Consider the following 16,491-nt stretch of genomic DNA (forward strand, 5'->3'; position numbering starts at 1 on the left):
GAGGGAACAACGTGGAAGAACAACAAAATGAGAAAATGTCATCAAAAGCAAGATGGATTATTGGGGGCATTGTCACCATTTGTCTTGCAGTTCTGATCGTAGTGGCAATTCAGCTTAATAAAAAGCAGGAGCCAGAAGTAGCGACAGAAGCAACGCAGGATAAAAAAGAAAAAACAGCAGATGAGCAAATTGGAAGTGACCTCGAAAAAGCCTTAAGTGAGTTAAAGAAGGATAAAAGCAGTGAGGATAAGAAAACAGATAGCAAAGATAAAGCAACGGCAACAAAATCAAGTGACCCATTTGCTTATCTTTTCAACCCATCAAAATCAGATGATCCTTTAACATTCCTAAGCATTGATCCAACAGACCTTCCAGATGTTCCAGAGCCTGTTGTGAGTAAGACAGAGGATGTAGCAGGGGTGCAGGATGACAAAACGCCGAATGGTCCGGTTGTTACGCTTCCAACGGATAAGATTACGGACTTACCAACTGTTCCATCATTGCCAACTAGTGATGACCCAACGCTTCCAAGTGATGCTGTTGATGAGGGAGATGGGGATGATAAGGTTCCGACAGATGTACCTGGGACTGTGATTCCACCTACAGGTAATCAAGACAATATTGACAATCAGGATAAAGGTGATACTGGTACTCCGGACGATTCTAATAATGGAGGAACAAATAAGCCGACACCAGATCCAGATGATGAAGGAACAAATAAGCCGACACCAGATCCAGACGATGAAGGAACAAATAAGCCAACGCCAGATCCAGACGATGAAGGAACAAATAAGCCAACGCCAGATCCAGACGATGAAGGAACAAATAAACCAACACCGGATCCAGACGATGAAGGAACAAATAAACCAACACCAGATCCAGATGATGAAGGAACAAATAAGCCAACGCCAGATCCAGACGATGAAGGAACAAATAAGCCAACGCCAGATCCAGACGATGAAGGAACAAATAAACCAACACCGAATCCAGGTGAACAGCTTGAAAATCTTACACTTGCTCTTCCAGAAGACACATATGAACGTTTAGTATCTTATAGAGAACAACAGCAAATATATAATGCCCTTTATTATGGGAATAAAGAGGGTTTAAAGGATCAAGAAGTTGTTACCCTATTGGATGAGATGCTTAGAAATTACAACAATGCAAGCGATACGGATATTACGGCTCGTCAGCTTATTCAATCTTTAACTCAGTCCCAGCTTAATGATGAACAAGCTAGAATATACAATGCACAGCTTACAAAGCTTAAGGAAGAAATTGAAAAAGTTACGCGTGAAGAATATGTTGATGTTTATGTTATTAAAGAAGGAAGCTCTAAAGATCAGCTTTATTATGCTGGTACATTTGAAGACCTTTTAAACGGAAATAAGGTTGAACTGGAGAAAGCGAAAAACAGCGAGATGGCTTTAGCAGATCAAAAAGCAAGTGAAGCTGCTGAGAATTTAAGAAATAACAAGCTAGATGAGCTGCAACGTAAAGCTAATCAAAAAGCCCTTATTGAAGCAATTAATAGCTATCAACTTATTGCAAATTATTCAACTGAGGCTGATAACGAAGCAGAAGCTAAACGAAACGAAGCACTCCGCATCCTTAGCGAATCTGTGAAAGCTTCAGATGAGCCCGAAATAGAGAATAATGATACAACTAAAGTAGAAAACGATGAAGATAAGACTGAAGCAAAAGTTGATAATCAGCAAGAACTTAAAAACTCTCTTAATCAGTTAATGGAAGAGAAAAAATATATCCAAGTTCTGCAACAAGCTTCAGCATATGTAGAACAGTATCCAGAATTGGATGATACTATTAAGGAAGCAAGTGAGAAGCTTCTTGAACAATCTATTAAAGATATGAAGAGCAATAATGCTTACACAGATGAAGATACGAAGAAATATCTTTCCCAAAGCTATGCTGCTTTAACTGGTTTATCAAAGGTGCCAAATGAGGTAAGTGAGAAAGCTAAAGAAGAGTTTTATGGTTATCGTTTAGTTATGCAAGCAGAAAAACTAATCGAAAGTGATTCAACTCAAGCAGCCATTTTTGCTTATGAAGGATATAAACGCCAAGAAACAGATGGCGCAAAAGCGATTTTACAAAAGGCAAATACAACTTTAGGTGAAAAAGCGTTAAATATGGAGAGTAAAGATGATGCTGAGCGTGCATATGAAATTTTAACGGTAACAGCAAAGGGGGTAAATGATACCCTGATGCAAACAGCTGTTGATCGTAAAACAGCATATGGCTACGTTGAAGCAGGAGAAAAACGTTATGATGCTGGTGAAATCGAAGAAGCTATTGCATACGGAAGTGAAGCAAACCGACTTTATCCAGAAAAGAATTTAGGAGGAGCGCTTGTTGAAAAAGTAGCAAACCGCCTACTAGAAGAAGCTGAGCAAAAAGAACTTACAGAACAAGTTGAAAGCTATAACTTAATTGTAAATGTCAAAGGACTTGACGAAAGTATAAAAACACAAGCAGAAAATCGTAAGACAGTTATTGATGCACTTGACAGAGTGAAAAATATAGAAAAGAAAGAACAACAGCTTTACTACTTGTATACAGCATTAGAAAAGATAGAAGAAACAAAAGATAGTGCTTGGTCTAAGGAAATGAAAGTAGAAGTGCAAACCCAATATGACGCTTGTATAAAAGATATGTTAACGCAAGCTCAAACATGGAGCACAGGAAATGAAGAAGAGAAAGTAAAAGCTGCAACTTACTATAAAGCCATTGTTGAGATTGGTAAATATGCAGGAGAAGAAACGGTAACGAATGCTAAAACAGAGTTAACAGAGCTTGGATATGAGTAATAGATAGAGGCCGGAGAAATCCGGCCTTTATTGTATAAATAATGTTTATAGGTTAAGGGTAGTTAAAGATTTTTTAGGATACACATGTGTAAGGGAGGGTTTTTTACAGTCAAATAACTTAGTAAAGCAAAGGATTGATAAAAGTGAGATTATCAGATCGATGGGAGGCAGATGATAGAATGTTTCTAGAAATAGCTATTAAAAAGCGAATTTTACCGACTCTTTACGGAGGTATTATTGGCGATATGTTAGGAGTACCTGTAGAGTTTAAAAAAAGAGGTACTTTTCATATTAACCATGTCACGGGATATGGAACGTATAATCAGCCACCTGGTACATGGTCGGACGATACGTCAATGACTTTATGTTTAGTCGAAACCTTAATGGAAAATGGTAGTCCGCTAGATTTGATGAAGAAGTTTGTACAATATGAAGAGAATGGCTACCTTACCCCTTATGGAAAAATGTTTGATATAGGGATTGCCACTGTAAAAGCAATTAGACGTTTTAAGGAAGGGACACCATTAGCACAATGTGGTGGAACATCTGAATATGATAATGGAAATGGAGCAATTATGAGGATAGCTCCATTAGCCTTCATGTTAAATAATGATTTTGACTTTGATAAACACGTTAAAATCATTAAACAATATACGGAAATAACACACGCGCATCCACGAGCTATTGTCGGTTCTTTTATTTATGTAGAATTGTTGGTTAGAATGTCTCTGAATGATTCCCTTGAAAAAGCGATTCAAAATATACAGCTTCTTTTTAATCATATTTTTCATGAAGAGCATCCTTATCAAAAAGAATTTCAACACTATAAAAGAATATTTAAAGATAATTTCTTTAACACTCCAGAAGAAGAAATTTTGTCAGGTGGTTATGTAGTACATACTCTAGAAGCAGCTATATGGTGTTTAGGGACGACTTCTTCTTTTAAAGAAGCGGTTTTAAAAGCCGTTAATCTAGGGGATGACACAGATACAGTAGGAGCGATAACAGGGGCTTTAGCAGGAATGCACTACAAGATGGAAGGCATCCCTAAAGATTGGTTAGAGAAGATAGTGGGAAAAGACAAAGTTGATGAGTTAATCAAAGACTTTTGTGACGCTAGAGTAGAGCAAGATATGAAGGAAGGAAAGTATTGATGGTGAGATTAACATAGAAAATACATTTTTTATAAACTGGTAAAACAGGAAGATAAACCTCTTTAAAACAAGCCGAGGAGAATACTATGACTGAAGCAGCAATATGGTGACTGCTCAAGAAATATTAGTGCCAATAGGGAAATTTAATTAGCGGAGATGGAGCGAAGCCTTGGGGAACTTTCTAATAAATAGAAAGGAGTCTATTTTGGTTTATGGCAGGAAATAGATTGGGAGAGATTCAAAATGGACCAATTTAATAATTTAAGTGTTGATGCTAAAGTAGTGTATCTACTGTCACTATCTGAATCAATTATACCCAACATCTCACAATCTGCTGGATATAAAATAGCGGTTGAGTCATTAGAGGAAGCTTGGAAATGGGTAAAGTTTAAAAATATAGAGGCCCACAACCTTTACTTATATTTAGAAAACATGGATGAACAGGATATTATGACATATACGCAACTTGAGGATGATTGTGATAAAGAAAAAGTATGGATATGCATAGGAAATGCGTTAGCTTATATAATACGTGAGGCGTATCACTATGAAAAAAAAGCTATCTTCCTCAAAAAATTGAGAGTGTTGATGATGAGACAATTGAAAGTTTTATAGCAAATTTTAAAAAGGTATACAGAGATAACTGTTTAGCAGAGGAATTACTACACTACCTACATACAAATTATCCAAGGGAGTCTGATAAAGAAGTAGATATAAAATTAATAAAGGCTTTTATTCATAATCTTAATGAACATGGAAATATTTGAAGGCTTATTCTAGTAGAAGAAAGGTGATTACAATCAATAAATATATGACACTTGGTATTCTTAAAGACAATATCCATGACATTACGAAAGACTTACAAAACATTTTAAACGTACACTTTGAAGAACACGAAAGTAGTTATTGGGGAGAATATACTGTTGCAATATTATCTGCAAGAGAAAGTATAAAGCTCACTTATAATTACGTAGATGATGATTAGCAAGAAGAAGAATTTAAACAGTATCCATTATTACTTAAATTAAATCGAGTGAAAGAACCTGAAAAGATGATTAACTTGCTGTGTAGCAAACTTTCTTATATTACTCCCTTATATTTAGAGGAAATAGAAGCAAGGGTTGGGCGTAGGAAGTACTATAATGATGATAGGCAGGATGAGTTGTATTGAGTTAGTAAAGCATCCTGTTCATAAATTATTATATAGAAAACAATTCTTCAAATATCTAACTAAAGGAGCAACTCATATGAAAAAACTAGGCTGTTTTCATGCTCACCATTCTAATATTCAATATATCGAAGAAGCGTTAAAGGGAACAGGAATTGAACTTGTGCATTTTGTTGATCCAGGTCTAACTTATCGGGCAAAAGATAGAGATTTTACAGTAGAAGATGTTCAAAATAAAATTCATCATACCATCCGTTGGATAGAAACTTCAGGAGTTGATGCCATTTTAATCACATGTACGTTTTTTACAGCTCATCTTTGTCAAAATGACCTCTCGTCTTCCATTCCTGTGATAAAAATTGATACACCATTATTCCATGAACTATGTAAAAAAGAAGAACAGCAAATATTATTATTTACAAATCCTGATACAGTAGAAGGAACGATGAAAGAGCTCGAGAAGTTTGCTGATGAGCATCACAAGAAGATTAATGTAACTCCAGTGCTTCTAGAAGGAACGTTTAAACTGATTATGCGTGGAGAAGAAGTGGAATATAGAAAACAAGTCAAAGAGAAGTTATCATTATATGTACAAAGTAAAGAAAATCATTCTCTAGCTGTCGCACAGCTTTCTGTGGCATCCATTACGCAATGCGTAGACAGAACCATTTTAAATCCTTTAACACCTCTTCGTCGATATATAGAGAAGACCCTAAATGAAGACAGACACAAAGTTCAAGGGAATTTCTCCATATGTTACGATAAAAGTAGCTTTCTAAAAAGGTAGTGAAGCACTTTGACAAAACTCGTTTTATTTGCAAATGCTATCATCTTTTCTTTATGGCTTATTCTTCAAATTGCTTTAGACGTAAGTGTTACTCGTAATCCATTAAACTATTTCATCTTAATTCTTATGTTTTTCTTACTGATTAAACACCTTAAAAAGAAGGAAGAGCCGGAAAAGGGTGATGTTGTAAAAATTGCGTTACCAGCTGTCATTGTCATATTTATACTGTGGATTTTAATTCAAGTAGCTTTACAAGGAAACATTGCTCAAAATCCACTGAACTATACGATTGTAGGGACTATTTTTTTCCTTACTATAAAGTATATAAAAAGCAGAGTGAAATAACAAAAGCCCAAGACACAAAGTCTTGGGCTTTTCTATTTATTAATACGTTTTATCACCATTAAAGATCGAATTTTTCACAATTACATAATCAACGTTACGGATGGCTTCCAACTTATTGCCACCAGCATAAGAAATAGAAGACTGAAGATCTTGTTCCATTTCTGTTAACGTATCTTGAAGAGCACCTTTATGCTCTACGTACATTTTCTTTCCTTCAACGTTTTTCTTTTCGCCTTTTTGGAATTCAGAAGCTGAACCAAAGTATTCTTTGTAGAGCTTGCCATCTTCTCGTACAACAGACTCTCCAGGAGACTCTTCATGTCCGGCAAATAGAGAACCAATCATAACCATAGCAGCACCAAAGCGAACAGATTTTGCGATATCACCGTGCGTGCGGATTCCACCATCAGCAATAATCGGTTTGCTTGCGGCTTTTGCACACCAGCGAAGAGCAGCTAGCTGCCATCCACCTGTTCCAAAGCCTGTTTTAATTTTTGTAATACATACTTTTCCTGGACCAATCCCAACTTTAGTTGCGTCTGCGCCAGCGCGCTCTAATTCGCGTACTGCTTCAGGCGTTCCAACATTTCCGGCAATAACGAATGTAGTTGGTAAAAGGTTTTTAATATGTCCAATCATTTTAATCACGGCATTTGAATGTCCGTGGGCAATATCAATTGTAATATATTCTGGTGCAAGACCTTCATCTGCGAGCTGTTGAACAAATGTGTACTCTTCTTCTTTAACACCAACACTAATGGATGCGAATAGTCCACGTTCTTTCATGTCTTTTACAAATGAAAGTCGCTTTTCTGGTTGGAAACGGTGCATTACATAAAAGTAACCGTTTTCTGCTAAGTAAACAGAGATTTTCTCATCAATAATTGTTTGCATGTTTGCAGGAACTACAGGAAGTTTGAACGTACGACCGCCAAACTCGACCGTTGTATCACACTCAGAACGGCTATTTACTACAGATTTAGCTGGAATTAACTGAATATCTTCATAGTCAAACACGTTTTCCATTAGTTACACCTCTAAATACGAATATTTATATTTAAATTCACTTTCAACGTTCGTTAAAAATATACTTCATTTTGAGTTAGTTGTCAAACTTTTATAATATTTTTATTTCTTAAGATAAAATAATAGTTTTTATAAAGATTTGAACATAAAAAGTAGGAAAGTAAGCGCTATATTCCTCTTTTCTTTTCCTAATTTAATTCTTTCTATGATTAAGAGAGGAAAGACGTATTGTTCGGATTTTTGAAGATCGTCTAGAATGAAGTTTGGAGGTGATGTAGATTGAAGCACTTTCTGTTTTTTCTTTTTTAGCATCTTCGTTAAGAATAAACTTATTCAGCTAACTTTAAAATGTAAAAATCATTTTGAAATAGGGAAAGAAATAGTCTTATGAAAAGAAGGGGGAAGACGAACCTCCTATTTCGAACATGATGCATATATTATAAGGGTGTTGCGTAAATAATGTAGCATTGAAGTGCATGACCAATATAAGAAAAAGGATAGGATGTTGTGAGAAGAAGTTCATTTTTATTTTTGTTATCTTGTATGTAAAATCTCGATATAAAAGACTCATTTTTAGCATGTCACCAGTTTTAGGTTCACCTGTACGGCGGGAAACAGGGTCACGATGTCCATATAGAACAATTTGTCCTCTTTCATTTGGATAAACATTTTGTTTATAATGACCAACGCTTTTTTTTAAGTCATTGCTGTTTGTTCCTTCTACAATAGCAAGCTCAGCTTCGATTTTAGGAAGAGAGAGTACACCCACAGTTTTACCGAATTTAGGTTTTCTTACAGTAATAAGATTGTCCTAGTCGCTTTATAAGTTTACAAAGCCGAGTATAGGAGCTTGTTCTTATAAGAGGACGGATTAATCTTCTAATGTCTTGATCGAAAGGTAAACAAAATATTTTTCAATAAGCTACAGCTCTTTGATCATCTTGTATATAAAAGAAATAAAAAACCTAGCTTATGAATTTGTAAGCTAGGTTTTTTTGCGCTGTTATTTTGCTGTTTTATTAATCATACTATCTAAGTATTCTTTAATAGCTTCAGGGTTTCCAGAAATTTTTTGTTCTCTTTCTTCATCTTTCCGCAGCTTTTGAAGCGCTTTTTTTAACACTGTTTCCGCCTGACTTTGGGGAACAACTACAACGCCGTCCGCATCACCAACAAGGATGTCACCTTGACTGATGGAAACGCCTCCGCAGGAAATCGGAACGTTCAATTCACCCACACCAGCTTTTCCGCTTGCCGCAACAGCTGTACTTTTACAGAAAACGGGGAAATTCAGTTCTTTAATTCCAGCAACATCTCGAACAGCACCGTCTACAACAAGTGCACTAACCCCAAGCGTTTGCATCATTCCGACAACAAAATCTCCTGCAATTCCACGGTAGCTGTTTCCTTTTGTATCTATAATAATAACGTCGCCTTCCCTTGCTTGACGTATGGCCTTTAAGACGGCAAGGTTATCTCCAACAGGCATCTTAACGGTTAGGGCTCGTCCGGCAAATTTGTACTCTTCTTTTAATGGTTTGATAGCTGAGTCCAAGTTATTTAAACCATCCATTGCATCTGATATACATGTTGTTGGTACTTCCTTAAACTGATTTATAATGTAGTCCATTCCTTTTCCCCCTGTACAGTTTAGTAGAAATCGAAAAATGTAGATTTAGACAAGCTCAATAGGAAGATTGTTTTTCCAAAAAACGTGTGACATCGCTCGTTTTGCTCCTTCTTCATCTTCCCCATGTATTTCAACTTGAAATGATTGAGAGTTAAGTACTGTATACGTTAGACCGAGAATACTTTTGGCATCAATCGTTTTATCATCTGTTTTAATGACAATGCTTGATTGAAATTTATTTGCTGTTTCGTTAATTTCCACGACTACTTTTGCCAATGATTTATTTAATGTCATCTTTCACACGCCTCTCCAAATGTGTTAACTACTTTGTTAGACGGTCTAGCTTCTCTAAGGGTGTTATAAATGTCTACAATGTTCATTATATAATCTTTTCTATAGATTATGAAAATAGAAAAAAAGAATGAATGACCATTAAGAAAACTTATCACAAAACAGGTAAGGCAAGAGAGCATAGCATGATAAAAAGAGACAGAGGAGAAATTTGTTTACTAAAATATAAGTAATAAATAATAAAAAGAAAGTATAAAAGAGAATAAAGGGAGGGAGAAACACCTTTTAACCTATCCTCCTATCTCTTAGTAAGAAAACCACAGAGTGAAAAATCCTAATGAATATGTTATATTATGAAGCATCATTTTTTCTAGCTTTTTGAGCATACTAATGAAAAAGATTTTGGATGCTTATAAAAGGGAGAAATAAGTTTTAAAAGGAGAGGTAAGATGCGTAGAAGCTATACCGTATTCTTTTTATGTTTATTTATCGCTTGCATTACAGCTGGATTAGGATTTGAACATCATTTTGACTATGCGATGCTCATTGGAACTGCTCTTGGGATTTTCTTTTTAATTTGTGCAGCTTTTGTGATGGGGAAAAAACGAAGGAAGTCAAAATTAGAATAAAAAAGAAAGGGCATAAAACCATTTTATGCCCTTTCTTGTGTCCACTGCAAAATGTCTTTTATTAACGCTTCTTTTCGTTGTTCAAACTGCTTGCGACGATGTCCATTTGCACCTGATGGATGAGGGAAACCTGTTAAGAATGCTTGTGCAATTTTTCCTTCTTGGGCTAAGTTTGTTAGAATGCGATCAACAGCTTTTCCAAGGGGGATAACAAGGGCTTTAGAAGGTAACTGCGCAAGCTCCTCTGGGAATATCGTATACGCGTAAAACGACAAAAGTTTATTTCTATCAATCATAGGCTGAGAACCTGTATAGTTTTTCCCTTTATAAAAAGCAGGATATTTGATAACTGATGTTGTATGAAGAATGTTTCGTTCTGTTGAAAAAAGAGAAGCAGCATCCTTTATCCCAAGCGCTCTCGGAAGACCGCATTCTTCTAACATGTGAATTAAATTTCTTCTCATACTTCCCGCAAAGCTTCCCGCATTTTTCGATTTTTTTAATCCTTCTTCTAACGAATGTCCATTAGCTAGTTCACTTCTCAACGTTTCATATGCCATTTTCATTTGCTGGAATCCTGGTGTGATGCCCACAATAACGATTTTTGCTTCGCGATTAATATATTCATTGTGCGGAGAATAGTAGATCTCAACGTTGTTTTCTTTTCCGACGAGAAAAGATGAATGAAGCAGATGCTCACGTGAGAGTGATTGATTTAAAGGTAAGTTATAAATTTCTTCTAAGTAATCGCTAATATTTTTTATCATGTTGTCGCACCTTTTAACCCTTTTTCTTTCTGTTTTACCCTGAATGAGCATCACTCATTCAAAACGGAAGGTTAAGCTGTGCTGGGACATCTTTATGAAGGTCAGGAGTAAACTGTACTTGAAAAGCATACTCTTCTTTTGAAAAGCAAAGAAGATGACTATCCCATTTGGCATTTTCTACTTTCTTTCCTAGTTCTTTTATAAAGGATAAGTCAGGCGTCCCAAACGTCACAACCACACGTGGAGGTAAAGCTTTTAGGGCAATCGGAATCCATGGCCTTGTTTTAGAAACAACAACAGCATGAGCGGTTCCGCTTATTACAAAGTTAAATACATCTTGATCTCGCTCTGTTTTCATACTCAGTTTATTTTTTAGCCACTCTCTGAAAACAGGAACAGAAGCAACAGGGAAACCGACTTCTCGGATGTACATAATACGGAGATCTCCTAACGGTTTTAGGACTGTTTCGTCAACCCTTTCATGAGCAATAATTTCTAAAAGATGACCGTCCCCGTCTCGGAAATAAAGGTTTCTTCGTCCGTTCTCATCATCAATATATTCACCATTTTCTTGCTGAAGGAGAAGCAAATGGGATTGACTTAAAAAAGATGCGGATTCATAGAAGAGCGAATATGGCACTTGAAACGCGACATGAGCAGGTGATACAGGAGTGTATGCTTCTTTAAAACTTAGCGTTGCATAAGAGCTGATCTGAAAACGAATAAATGTTGAAGATTCATAAATGATAGGGAAGTGAAGACGCTCTTTATAAATTTGTTTAACACCTTGAATGGATAGTGTATGGAGCTGGACATCGGAATAGTGAGTAATCATTGATAGGTCTCCTTTTAAGTAATAATAGCTTTGTGCTAAAACGATAAAATAAATTTAAAACTAGAATGTACTGTAGTTTTTCAAGTTCTTTATAGCTATAGTAACGATCTCCTGTTACGTTATGTATAAATGAAGGTTCTAGAAGTTTAATCTTGCTGTAATAGCGGATTGTTTTTACAGAAGTGCCGCGGAGTGAAGCCGCTTTTCCAATGGAATACATCCTTAACACGACCCTTTCTATTAGTATACAATATATGCCTAATTTTGGGGTAAAGTGTATTTGATTATAGTTGTCTTTCTTTCTACATTGCTATTAAAATGAAAGAAAAAATAGGGGGGAAGAGTAGTTATGTTTTTGAAGAAAGTAAGCCTACTGCGTCATAAAGTGCCTAGTTTTGAGCAGTTCCCTTTTTCAATTCCGGTCATTGGAGCGCTTGAAGAGCTCGATTTTAACACGTGCGTAACTTTCTTTGTGGGAGAAAATGGATCTGGGAAGTCCACATTATTAGAGGCTATTGCGTCAAATTGTGGATTTCATCTCTCTGGAGGCGCTAAAAATAATCAGTACAGCACGTATGAACAAGAACCTATATTAGATAAATATATTCGCCTATCATGGATGCCAAAAGTCTCGAATGGTTTCTTTTTAAGAGCAGAATCATTTTATAATTTTGCCACCTATCTTGATATTCTACAGAAAGAAAATCCTGATCAAGATGTTTTTAGAGCGTACGGAGGAAAATCTTTACATGAGCAGTCACATGGAGAAGCTTTTCTTTCACTTTTTTCACATCGTTTTGATGAGAAAGCTCTCTATCTTTTAGATGAACCAGAAGCAGCACTTTCCCCAGCAAGACAACTTGCATTACTGAAAATAATTCATGATCTTTCTAAAAAAGGGAATGCACAATTTATTATTGCTACACATTCTCCTATTTTATTAGGCTATCCAGAGGGAGTTATCTTGAATTTTGATTCTTCTGCTCTTGAGGAAATATCTTATGAAATGACAGATCATTACCAAATTACACATTATTTTTTACAAAACCGCGAAAGAATGCTTTATCATTTACTGACAGAAGAAGACGAAACAAAATAGAAAGAAGGTTTAATATGCTAGAGCGTTTTTTAACGTTAAGTCCAAGGAGGCAAGTTGCTTGTTTAGTTCTATTAAGTGAGAAGGTTGTAGATCGATTAAGGGGGAGAGAAGGGTATGCAGAAGCAAAAAGAGCGCTTAGACGCTGTGCGGAGTGGTCGAAAGTTCAAAGAGAAAAAGGAGATGATCTGTACTCAATGCTTGAGGATGGAAGCGATGAGTCAGGTTTATTTATTTATATCGGGTATATAGATATGGAAGAGGAAATTGAACAGGTTTGGGACTGTGTTGTGAGTACAGTAGCGTATGCTGCTTATTGGGCCTATGCATATGAGGGACAGCAGTATGTTCCCCAAACGCTTGAAAGCATTGATGAAGAGTTTATCGAACATTTTTTGGCGAGCTTTTATGCTCTTGATCCGAGTCATCAGAAGATAGTGGCTGAAACTATTGCTGAGGTAGAAAGATTTCTTGCATAAAAAAATTTACAATGCCAAGCAATTCTTCTTTTTAGTTTTTAAAATTCGTTTTATAATAGAAAAGTTACTCCCATACAACAGAGATCGTATAGGGGATGAGTTGTGATAAGGAGGTTTTCTGGATGAGAAAGATCTATTTACTTTCGCTTGTACCCTTTATTGCTATATTAGGGTTTCTTCCCTTTGTAAACAGAATAGAGCCTTTTGTATTAGGGTTACCTTTTAATATGTTTTGGATGGCCTTATGGACAGTGTTAACATCAGTCATTCTAGGCATTATGTACAAATTAGACCCGCGAAACCGGGAAGGGGAAGAAAAATGAATTTGGCACTTTTTATTATTTTAGCATTTTTACTTTTAGCTCTTTATTTAGGTATCCGTTCTTCAAAGGGAAAAGAAATGAACTTAGAAGAGTGGACAGTAGCAGGCCGCGGCTTTAGTGGAATATTTGTTTTTCTACTGATGGCGGGTGAAATTTATACAACGTTTTCCTTTTTAGGAGGAAGCGGCTGGGCGTATGGAAAAGGAACGCCTGCTTTGTACGTTATGATCTATATTACGCTTTCTTATGTTCTCTCATATTGGCTTCTTCCAAGCATTTGGAAATATGCTAAAGAACATAATTTAGTTTCTCAATCAGATTTCTTTGTAAGTAAATATAAAAGCCCTTATTTAGGTGTGCTAGTAGCAATCGTTGGTGTGATTGCGATGATTCCTATTATTGTTGTTCAGCTTAAAGGGCTTGGAATTATCGTTTCACAAGCTTCATATGGAGCTATTTCTCTCTCAACAGCCGTTTGGGTAGGAGCGATTTGTCTGACGGTGTATGTGATGATTTCGGGAATTCATGGTTCTGCGTGGACAGCGGTTATTAAGGATTTTATGATGGTTGGTATTATTGGATTTTTAGGAGTGTATCTACCCCTTCATTATTATGGAAGCTATCATGATATGTTTCAAGCCATTTACAGTGCAAAGCCTGAGCTTTTAAAGCTACCAGATGAAGGCTATAGCGTGTCTTGGTTTATTTCAACCGTTATTTTACTTGTGCTTGGTTTTTACATGTGGCCACAAGTATTTAGTTCAACATATACAGCAAAGAGTGGAAAAGTCTTTCGTAGAAATGCGATTATTAGTCCGCTTTATACACTGATGCTTCTTTTTGTCTTTTTTGTAGGATATGCAGCTGTTTTAAAAGTTCCGGGCTTGCAGGGGGGAGACGTTGATTTAGCTTTATTAAGCTTATCGATTCAGACGTTTGATCCATGGTTCATTGGAATCATCGGAGGTGCAGGGCTACTAACAGCGCTTGTGCCTGGCTCAATGATTTTGCTCAGCGCTTCAACGCTATTATCAAAAAATGTTTATAAAGTATTCGTTCCGTCTGCCCCTGACGAGAGAGTTGTTAAATTAGCTAAAACGCTTGTTCCTTTTATTGCTCTTATTTCGGTTTATTTTACGCTAAATGAAGGAACAACTCTCGCCACAATCTCACTTATGGGCTATAACATTATGACACAGCTTTTTCCAAGTTTGATTTTTAGTTTGAGAAAACGCAACTTTGTAACAAAGCAAGGAGCAGCAACAGGTATTATTGTTGGACTTGTTACTGTAACTTACATCACGCTAAGTGGAACAACGATTGCGACATTGTTCCCCAACATACCTCAGGGAGTAAAAGATTTAAATATTGGATTTATTGCATTATTTATTAACATAATTGTAACGATTCTTGTAAGTTTAATGACGAAAAAGATAAATGAAAAGCAAAACAACATATAATATATCCTTAATTCCTTCATTGTAAAATGGAGGGATTTTTTATAAACAAAACTTACTTAATCTTGTAAGTACGAACTTATTAAAGAAAAGGATGTACATTACTTTCTAGGCATTTCAAGAGAAGATAAAGCTCTGTTAAAAGAGGATCCAACAATGCTTTATATTAAGCTGAACGGAAAAATCTTTTTTCAAAAAGAAGCTCTTAAGCAGTGAGTCAAAACGTTAGAGAATCTATCTTTTAACAATCCAGTACTCATAAAAGAAAACGGTCTGAAATTAATTTCAGACCGTCTTTTATTTAAGCTTCAACACGTGTGAAAAATTTTGGCAAATAATCTTTATGCGCTTCTAGCATTTCATCTAAAATGACTTTAGCCATTTTATCAGATGGTACAAGCGGGTTAATTGTTAAGGCAAGAAGAGCCTTATCATAGCTTCCTGTTACAGCAGCTTCTGCTGCAACGCGTTCAAATGATTTAATTTGGCTAACAAGTCCTTGAGCAGCAACAGGAATTTCACCGTTCACAACAGGACGAGGCCCTTCTTTTGTAATAACGCAGCTTACTTCAACAGCAGATTCTGCTGGGATAAACGGAATTGCTCCGTTATTGATTGTGTTAACAGGTTGAATATCTCGCTTATCGTTATAAATAGAAGAAATTAAGCGAACAGCTGCATCGCTATAGTAAGCACCACCACGTTCTTCTAACTGAGGTGGTTTTACTGCTAGATTTTCATCTTTGTACAGTTCAAACAGTTCAGTTTCTAGCTTTTTCACAACTTCCGCACGCGTTGTGCCTTCTTCAAAGTTTTTAAGCTCTTTTTGCAGCGTTTGTTCTTTTTTGTAGTAGTACAGGTGGTATGGGCATGTGAGCGCATTTAAAGCTTTTAGGAACCCAGGCTCCCATTCTTGTCCTTCAATGTTTTTCACAAAGCTACTGTTTTCAGGATCTGATAGCTTTTCAATTACTTTTTCTTTTACGCTAACTCCGTCTAAATAAACGTCTAGTCCATATACCATATGATTTAAACCAGCAAAATCAATAGAGATGCGAGAATGATCAACGTCTAGTAATTTAGCAATCCCCATTTCCATTCCGATTGGTACATTGCACAAGCCAACAATTTTTTTATGGTTGCTATAGCGAAGAACAGCTTCAGTTACCATACCAGCTGGGTTTGTAAAGTTAATGAGCCAAGCGTTTGGACATAATTCTTCAATATCATTCACGATGTCTAAAATAACAGGAATTGTGCGTAGGCCTTTGAAAAGTCCACCTGGCCCGTTCGTTTCTTGTCCTAATACGCCATGTTTTAATGGAATGCGCTCATCTTTTGCACGAGCATCAAGAAGACCAACGCGAAGCTGTGTTGTAACAAAGTCAGCATCTTTTAATGCTTCTCTACGGTCTAGAGTTAAATGAACTTCAATATCTAATCCAGCTTTTGCAATCATGCGTTTTGCGAGATTGCCAACAATCTCTAGTTTTTCTTTTCCTTCTTCTATATCAACAAGCCAAAGCTCTCTTAGCGGCAATTCATGATAATGTTTAATAAAACCTTCTACTAATTCAGGTGTATAGCTTGAGCCTCCACCAATAGTTACAATTTTAATTCCTTTTGACATTATGAAAACCTCCAATAACTAAAGTTGATTTCATAATTAATTGTAA

18 protein-coding genes are annotated in these 16,491 nt (G+C 36.2%); 10 read left to right on the top strand and 8 right to left on the bottom strand.

Going from position 1 to position 16,491, the window contains the following annotated elements; all coding sequences use genetic code 11:
• Positions 1-11: 11 nt before the first annotated feature.
• From BM012_RS26425 to BM012_RS13035, 5 genes are all read left to right on the top strand, one after another.
• Positions 12-2,828, top strand: coding sequence for a hypothetical protein (locus BM012_RS26425; protein ID WP_074842824.1), 2,817 nt, complete (start codon positions 12-14; stop codon positions 2,826-2,828).
• A gap of 179 nt (positions 2,829-3,007) precedes the next feature.
• Positions 3,008-3,982: an ADP-ribosylglycohydrolase family protein gene (locus BM012_RS13020; RefSeq protein ID WP_061805370.1), complete on the top strand. Its 975-nt coding sequence runs from the start codon at positions 3,008-3,010 to the stop codon at positions 3,980-3,982.
• 243 nt (positions 3,983-4,225) lie between these two features.
• On the top strand, positions 4,226-4,597 hold the full coding sequence (locus BM012_RS13025; protein WP_061805371.1) for an Imm6 family immunity protein: 372 nt from the start codon (positions 4,226-4,228) through the stop codon (positions 4,595-4,597).
• Positions 4,598-5,229: 632 nt separating this feature from the next.
• Positions 5,230-5,937 (top strand): hypothetical protein, encoded by a 708-nt coding sequence (locus BM012_RS13030; protein ID WP_064505030.1) that lies wholly within the window; start codon positions 5,230-5,232, stop codon positions 5,935-5,937.
• 9 nt (positions 5,938-5,946) lie between these two features.
• Positions 5,947-6,282, top strand: a complete 336-nt coding sequence (locus tag BM012_RS13035) for a hypothetical protein (RefSeq protein ID WP_061805373.1) — start codon at positions 5,947-5,949, stop codon at positions 6,280-6,282.
• Between the two features lie 39 nt (positions 6,283-6,321).
• Here the strand turns inward: BM012_RS13035 and guaC are convergent, their stop codons facing one another.
• The 4 genes from guaC to BM012_RS13055 all read right to left on the bottom strand — a co-directional run bounded on the left by guaC (position 6,322) and on the right by BM012_RS13055 (position 9,232).
• Positions 6,322-7,308: a GMP reductase gene (gene guaC / locus BM012_RS13040; protein WP_019392130.1), complete on the bottom strand. Its 987-nt coding sequence runs from the start codon at positions 7,306-7,308 to the stop codon at positions 6,322-6,324.
• A gap of 385 nt (positions 7,309-7,693) precedes the next feature.
• Entirely contained in the window at positions 7,694-8,077 is a 384-nt protein-coding gene (locus tag BM012_RS13045; RefSeq protein ID WP_061805374.1) for a sortase, read from the bottom strand.
• 234 nt (positions 8,078-8,311) lie between these two features.
• Positions 8,312-8,938: an RraA family protein gene (locus BM012_RS13050; protein WP_061805375.1), complete on the bottom strand. Its 627-nt coding sequence runs from the start codon at positions 8,936-8,938 to the stop codon at positions 8,312-8,314.
• 45 nt (positions 8,939-8,983) lie between these two features.
• The gene (locus BM012_RS13055) at positions 8,984-9,232 is read right to left on the bottom strand and encodes an HPr family phosphocarrier protein (RefSeq protein ID WP_061805376.1); all 249 of its coding nucleotides are present in this window, start codon (positions 9,230-9,232) and stop codon (positions 8,984-8,986) included.
• Between the two features lie 446 nt (positions 9,233-9,678).
• Between BM012_RS13055 and BM012_RS13060 the strand changes: the two genes are divergently transcribed.
• A complete protein-coding gene (locus tag BM012_RS13060) occupies positions 9,679-9,858 on the top strand; it encodes a hypothetical protein (RefSeq protein WP_061805377.1) in 180 nt (59 codons plus the stop codon).
• A 23-nt stretch (positions 9,859-9,881) separates the two neighbouring features.
• Here the strand turns inward: BM012_RS13060 and BM012_RS13065 are convergent, their stop codons facing one another.
• Genes BM012_RS13065 through BM012_RS27240 form a run of 3 tightly spaced genes read right to left on the bottom strand, consistent with a single transcriptional unit; the run spans position 9,882 to position 11,680 of the window.
• Positions 9,882-10,625 (bottom strand): uracil-DNA glycosylase family protein, encoded by a 744-nt coding sequence (locus BM012_RS13065; protein ID WP_061805378.1) that lies wholly within the window; start codon positions 10,623-10,625, stop codon positions 9,882-9,884.
• Between the two features lie 58 nt (positions 10,626-10,683).
• Positions 10,684-11,460, bottom strand: a complete 777-nt coding sequence (locus BM012_RS13070) for a VOC family protein (protein ID WP_061805379.1) — start codon at positions 11,458-11,460, stop codon at positions 10,684-10,686.
• Entirely contained in the window at positions 11,405-11,680 is a 276-nt protein-coding gene (locus tag BM012_RS27240) for a MerR family transcriptional regulator (RefSeq protein WP_074842826.1), read from the bottom strand. The genes BM012_RS13070 and BM012_RS27240 overlap by 56 nt, the downstream gene beginning before the upstream one ends.
• Positions 11,681-11,809: 129 nt before the next feature.
• Here BM012_RS27240 and BM012_RS13080 point away from each other — a divergent pair, with 129 nt between their 5' ends.
• From BM012_RS13080 to BM012_RS13095, 4 genes are all read left to right on the top strand, one after another.
• On the top strand, positions 11,810-12,559 hold the full coding sequence (locus BM012_RS13080; RefSeq protein WP_061805380.1) for an AAA family ATPase: 750 nt from the start codon (positions 11,810-11,812) through the stop codon (positions 12,557-12,559).
• Between the two features lie 14 nt (positions 12,560-12,573).
• Entirely contained in the window at positions 12,574-13,035 is a 462-nt protein-coding gene (locus BM012_RS13085; protein ID WP_061805381.1) for an Imm6 family immunity protein, read from the top strand.
• 122 nt (positions 13,036-13,157) lie between these two features.
• Positions 13,158-13,358, top strand: a complete 201-nt coding sequence (locus BM012_RS13090; RefSeq protein ID WP_061805382.1) for a DUF3311 domain-containing protein — start codon at positions 13,158-13,160, stop codon at positions 13,356-13,358.
• Positions 13,355-14,818 carry a sodium:solute symporter family protein gene (locus BM012_RS13095; protein ID WP_061805383.1) on the top strand — a complete coding sequence of 488 codons (1,464 nt, stop codon included), beginning with the start codon at positions 13,355-13,357 and terminating at the stop codon, positions 14,816-14,818. The genes BM012_RS13090 and BM012_RS13095 overlap by 4 nt, the downstream gene beginning before the upstream one ends.
• A gap of 298 nt (positions 14,819-15,116) precedes the next feature.
• Here the strand turns inward: BM012_RS13095 and BM012_RS13100 are convergent, their stop codons facing one another.
• The gene (locus tag BM012_RS13100) at positions 15,117-16,445 is read right to left on the bottom strand and encodes a 6-phospho-beta-glucosidase (protein ID WP_061805384.1); all 1,329 of its coding nucleotides are present in this window, start codon (positions 16,443-16,445) and stop codon (positions 15,117-15,119) included.
• Positions 16,446-16,491: the final 46 nt, after the last annotated feature.

The sequence above is a fragment of the Priestia endophytica DSM 13796 genome (genome assembly GCF_900115845.1).
Taxonomy (GTDB): Bacteria; Bacillota; Bacilli; order Bacillales; family Bacillaceae_H; genus Bacillus_I; species Bacillus_I endophytica.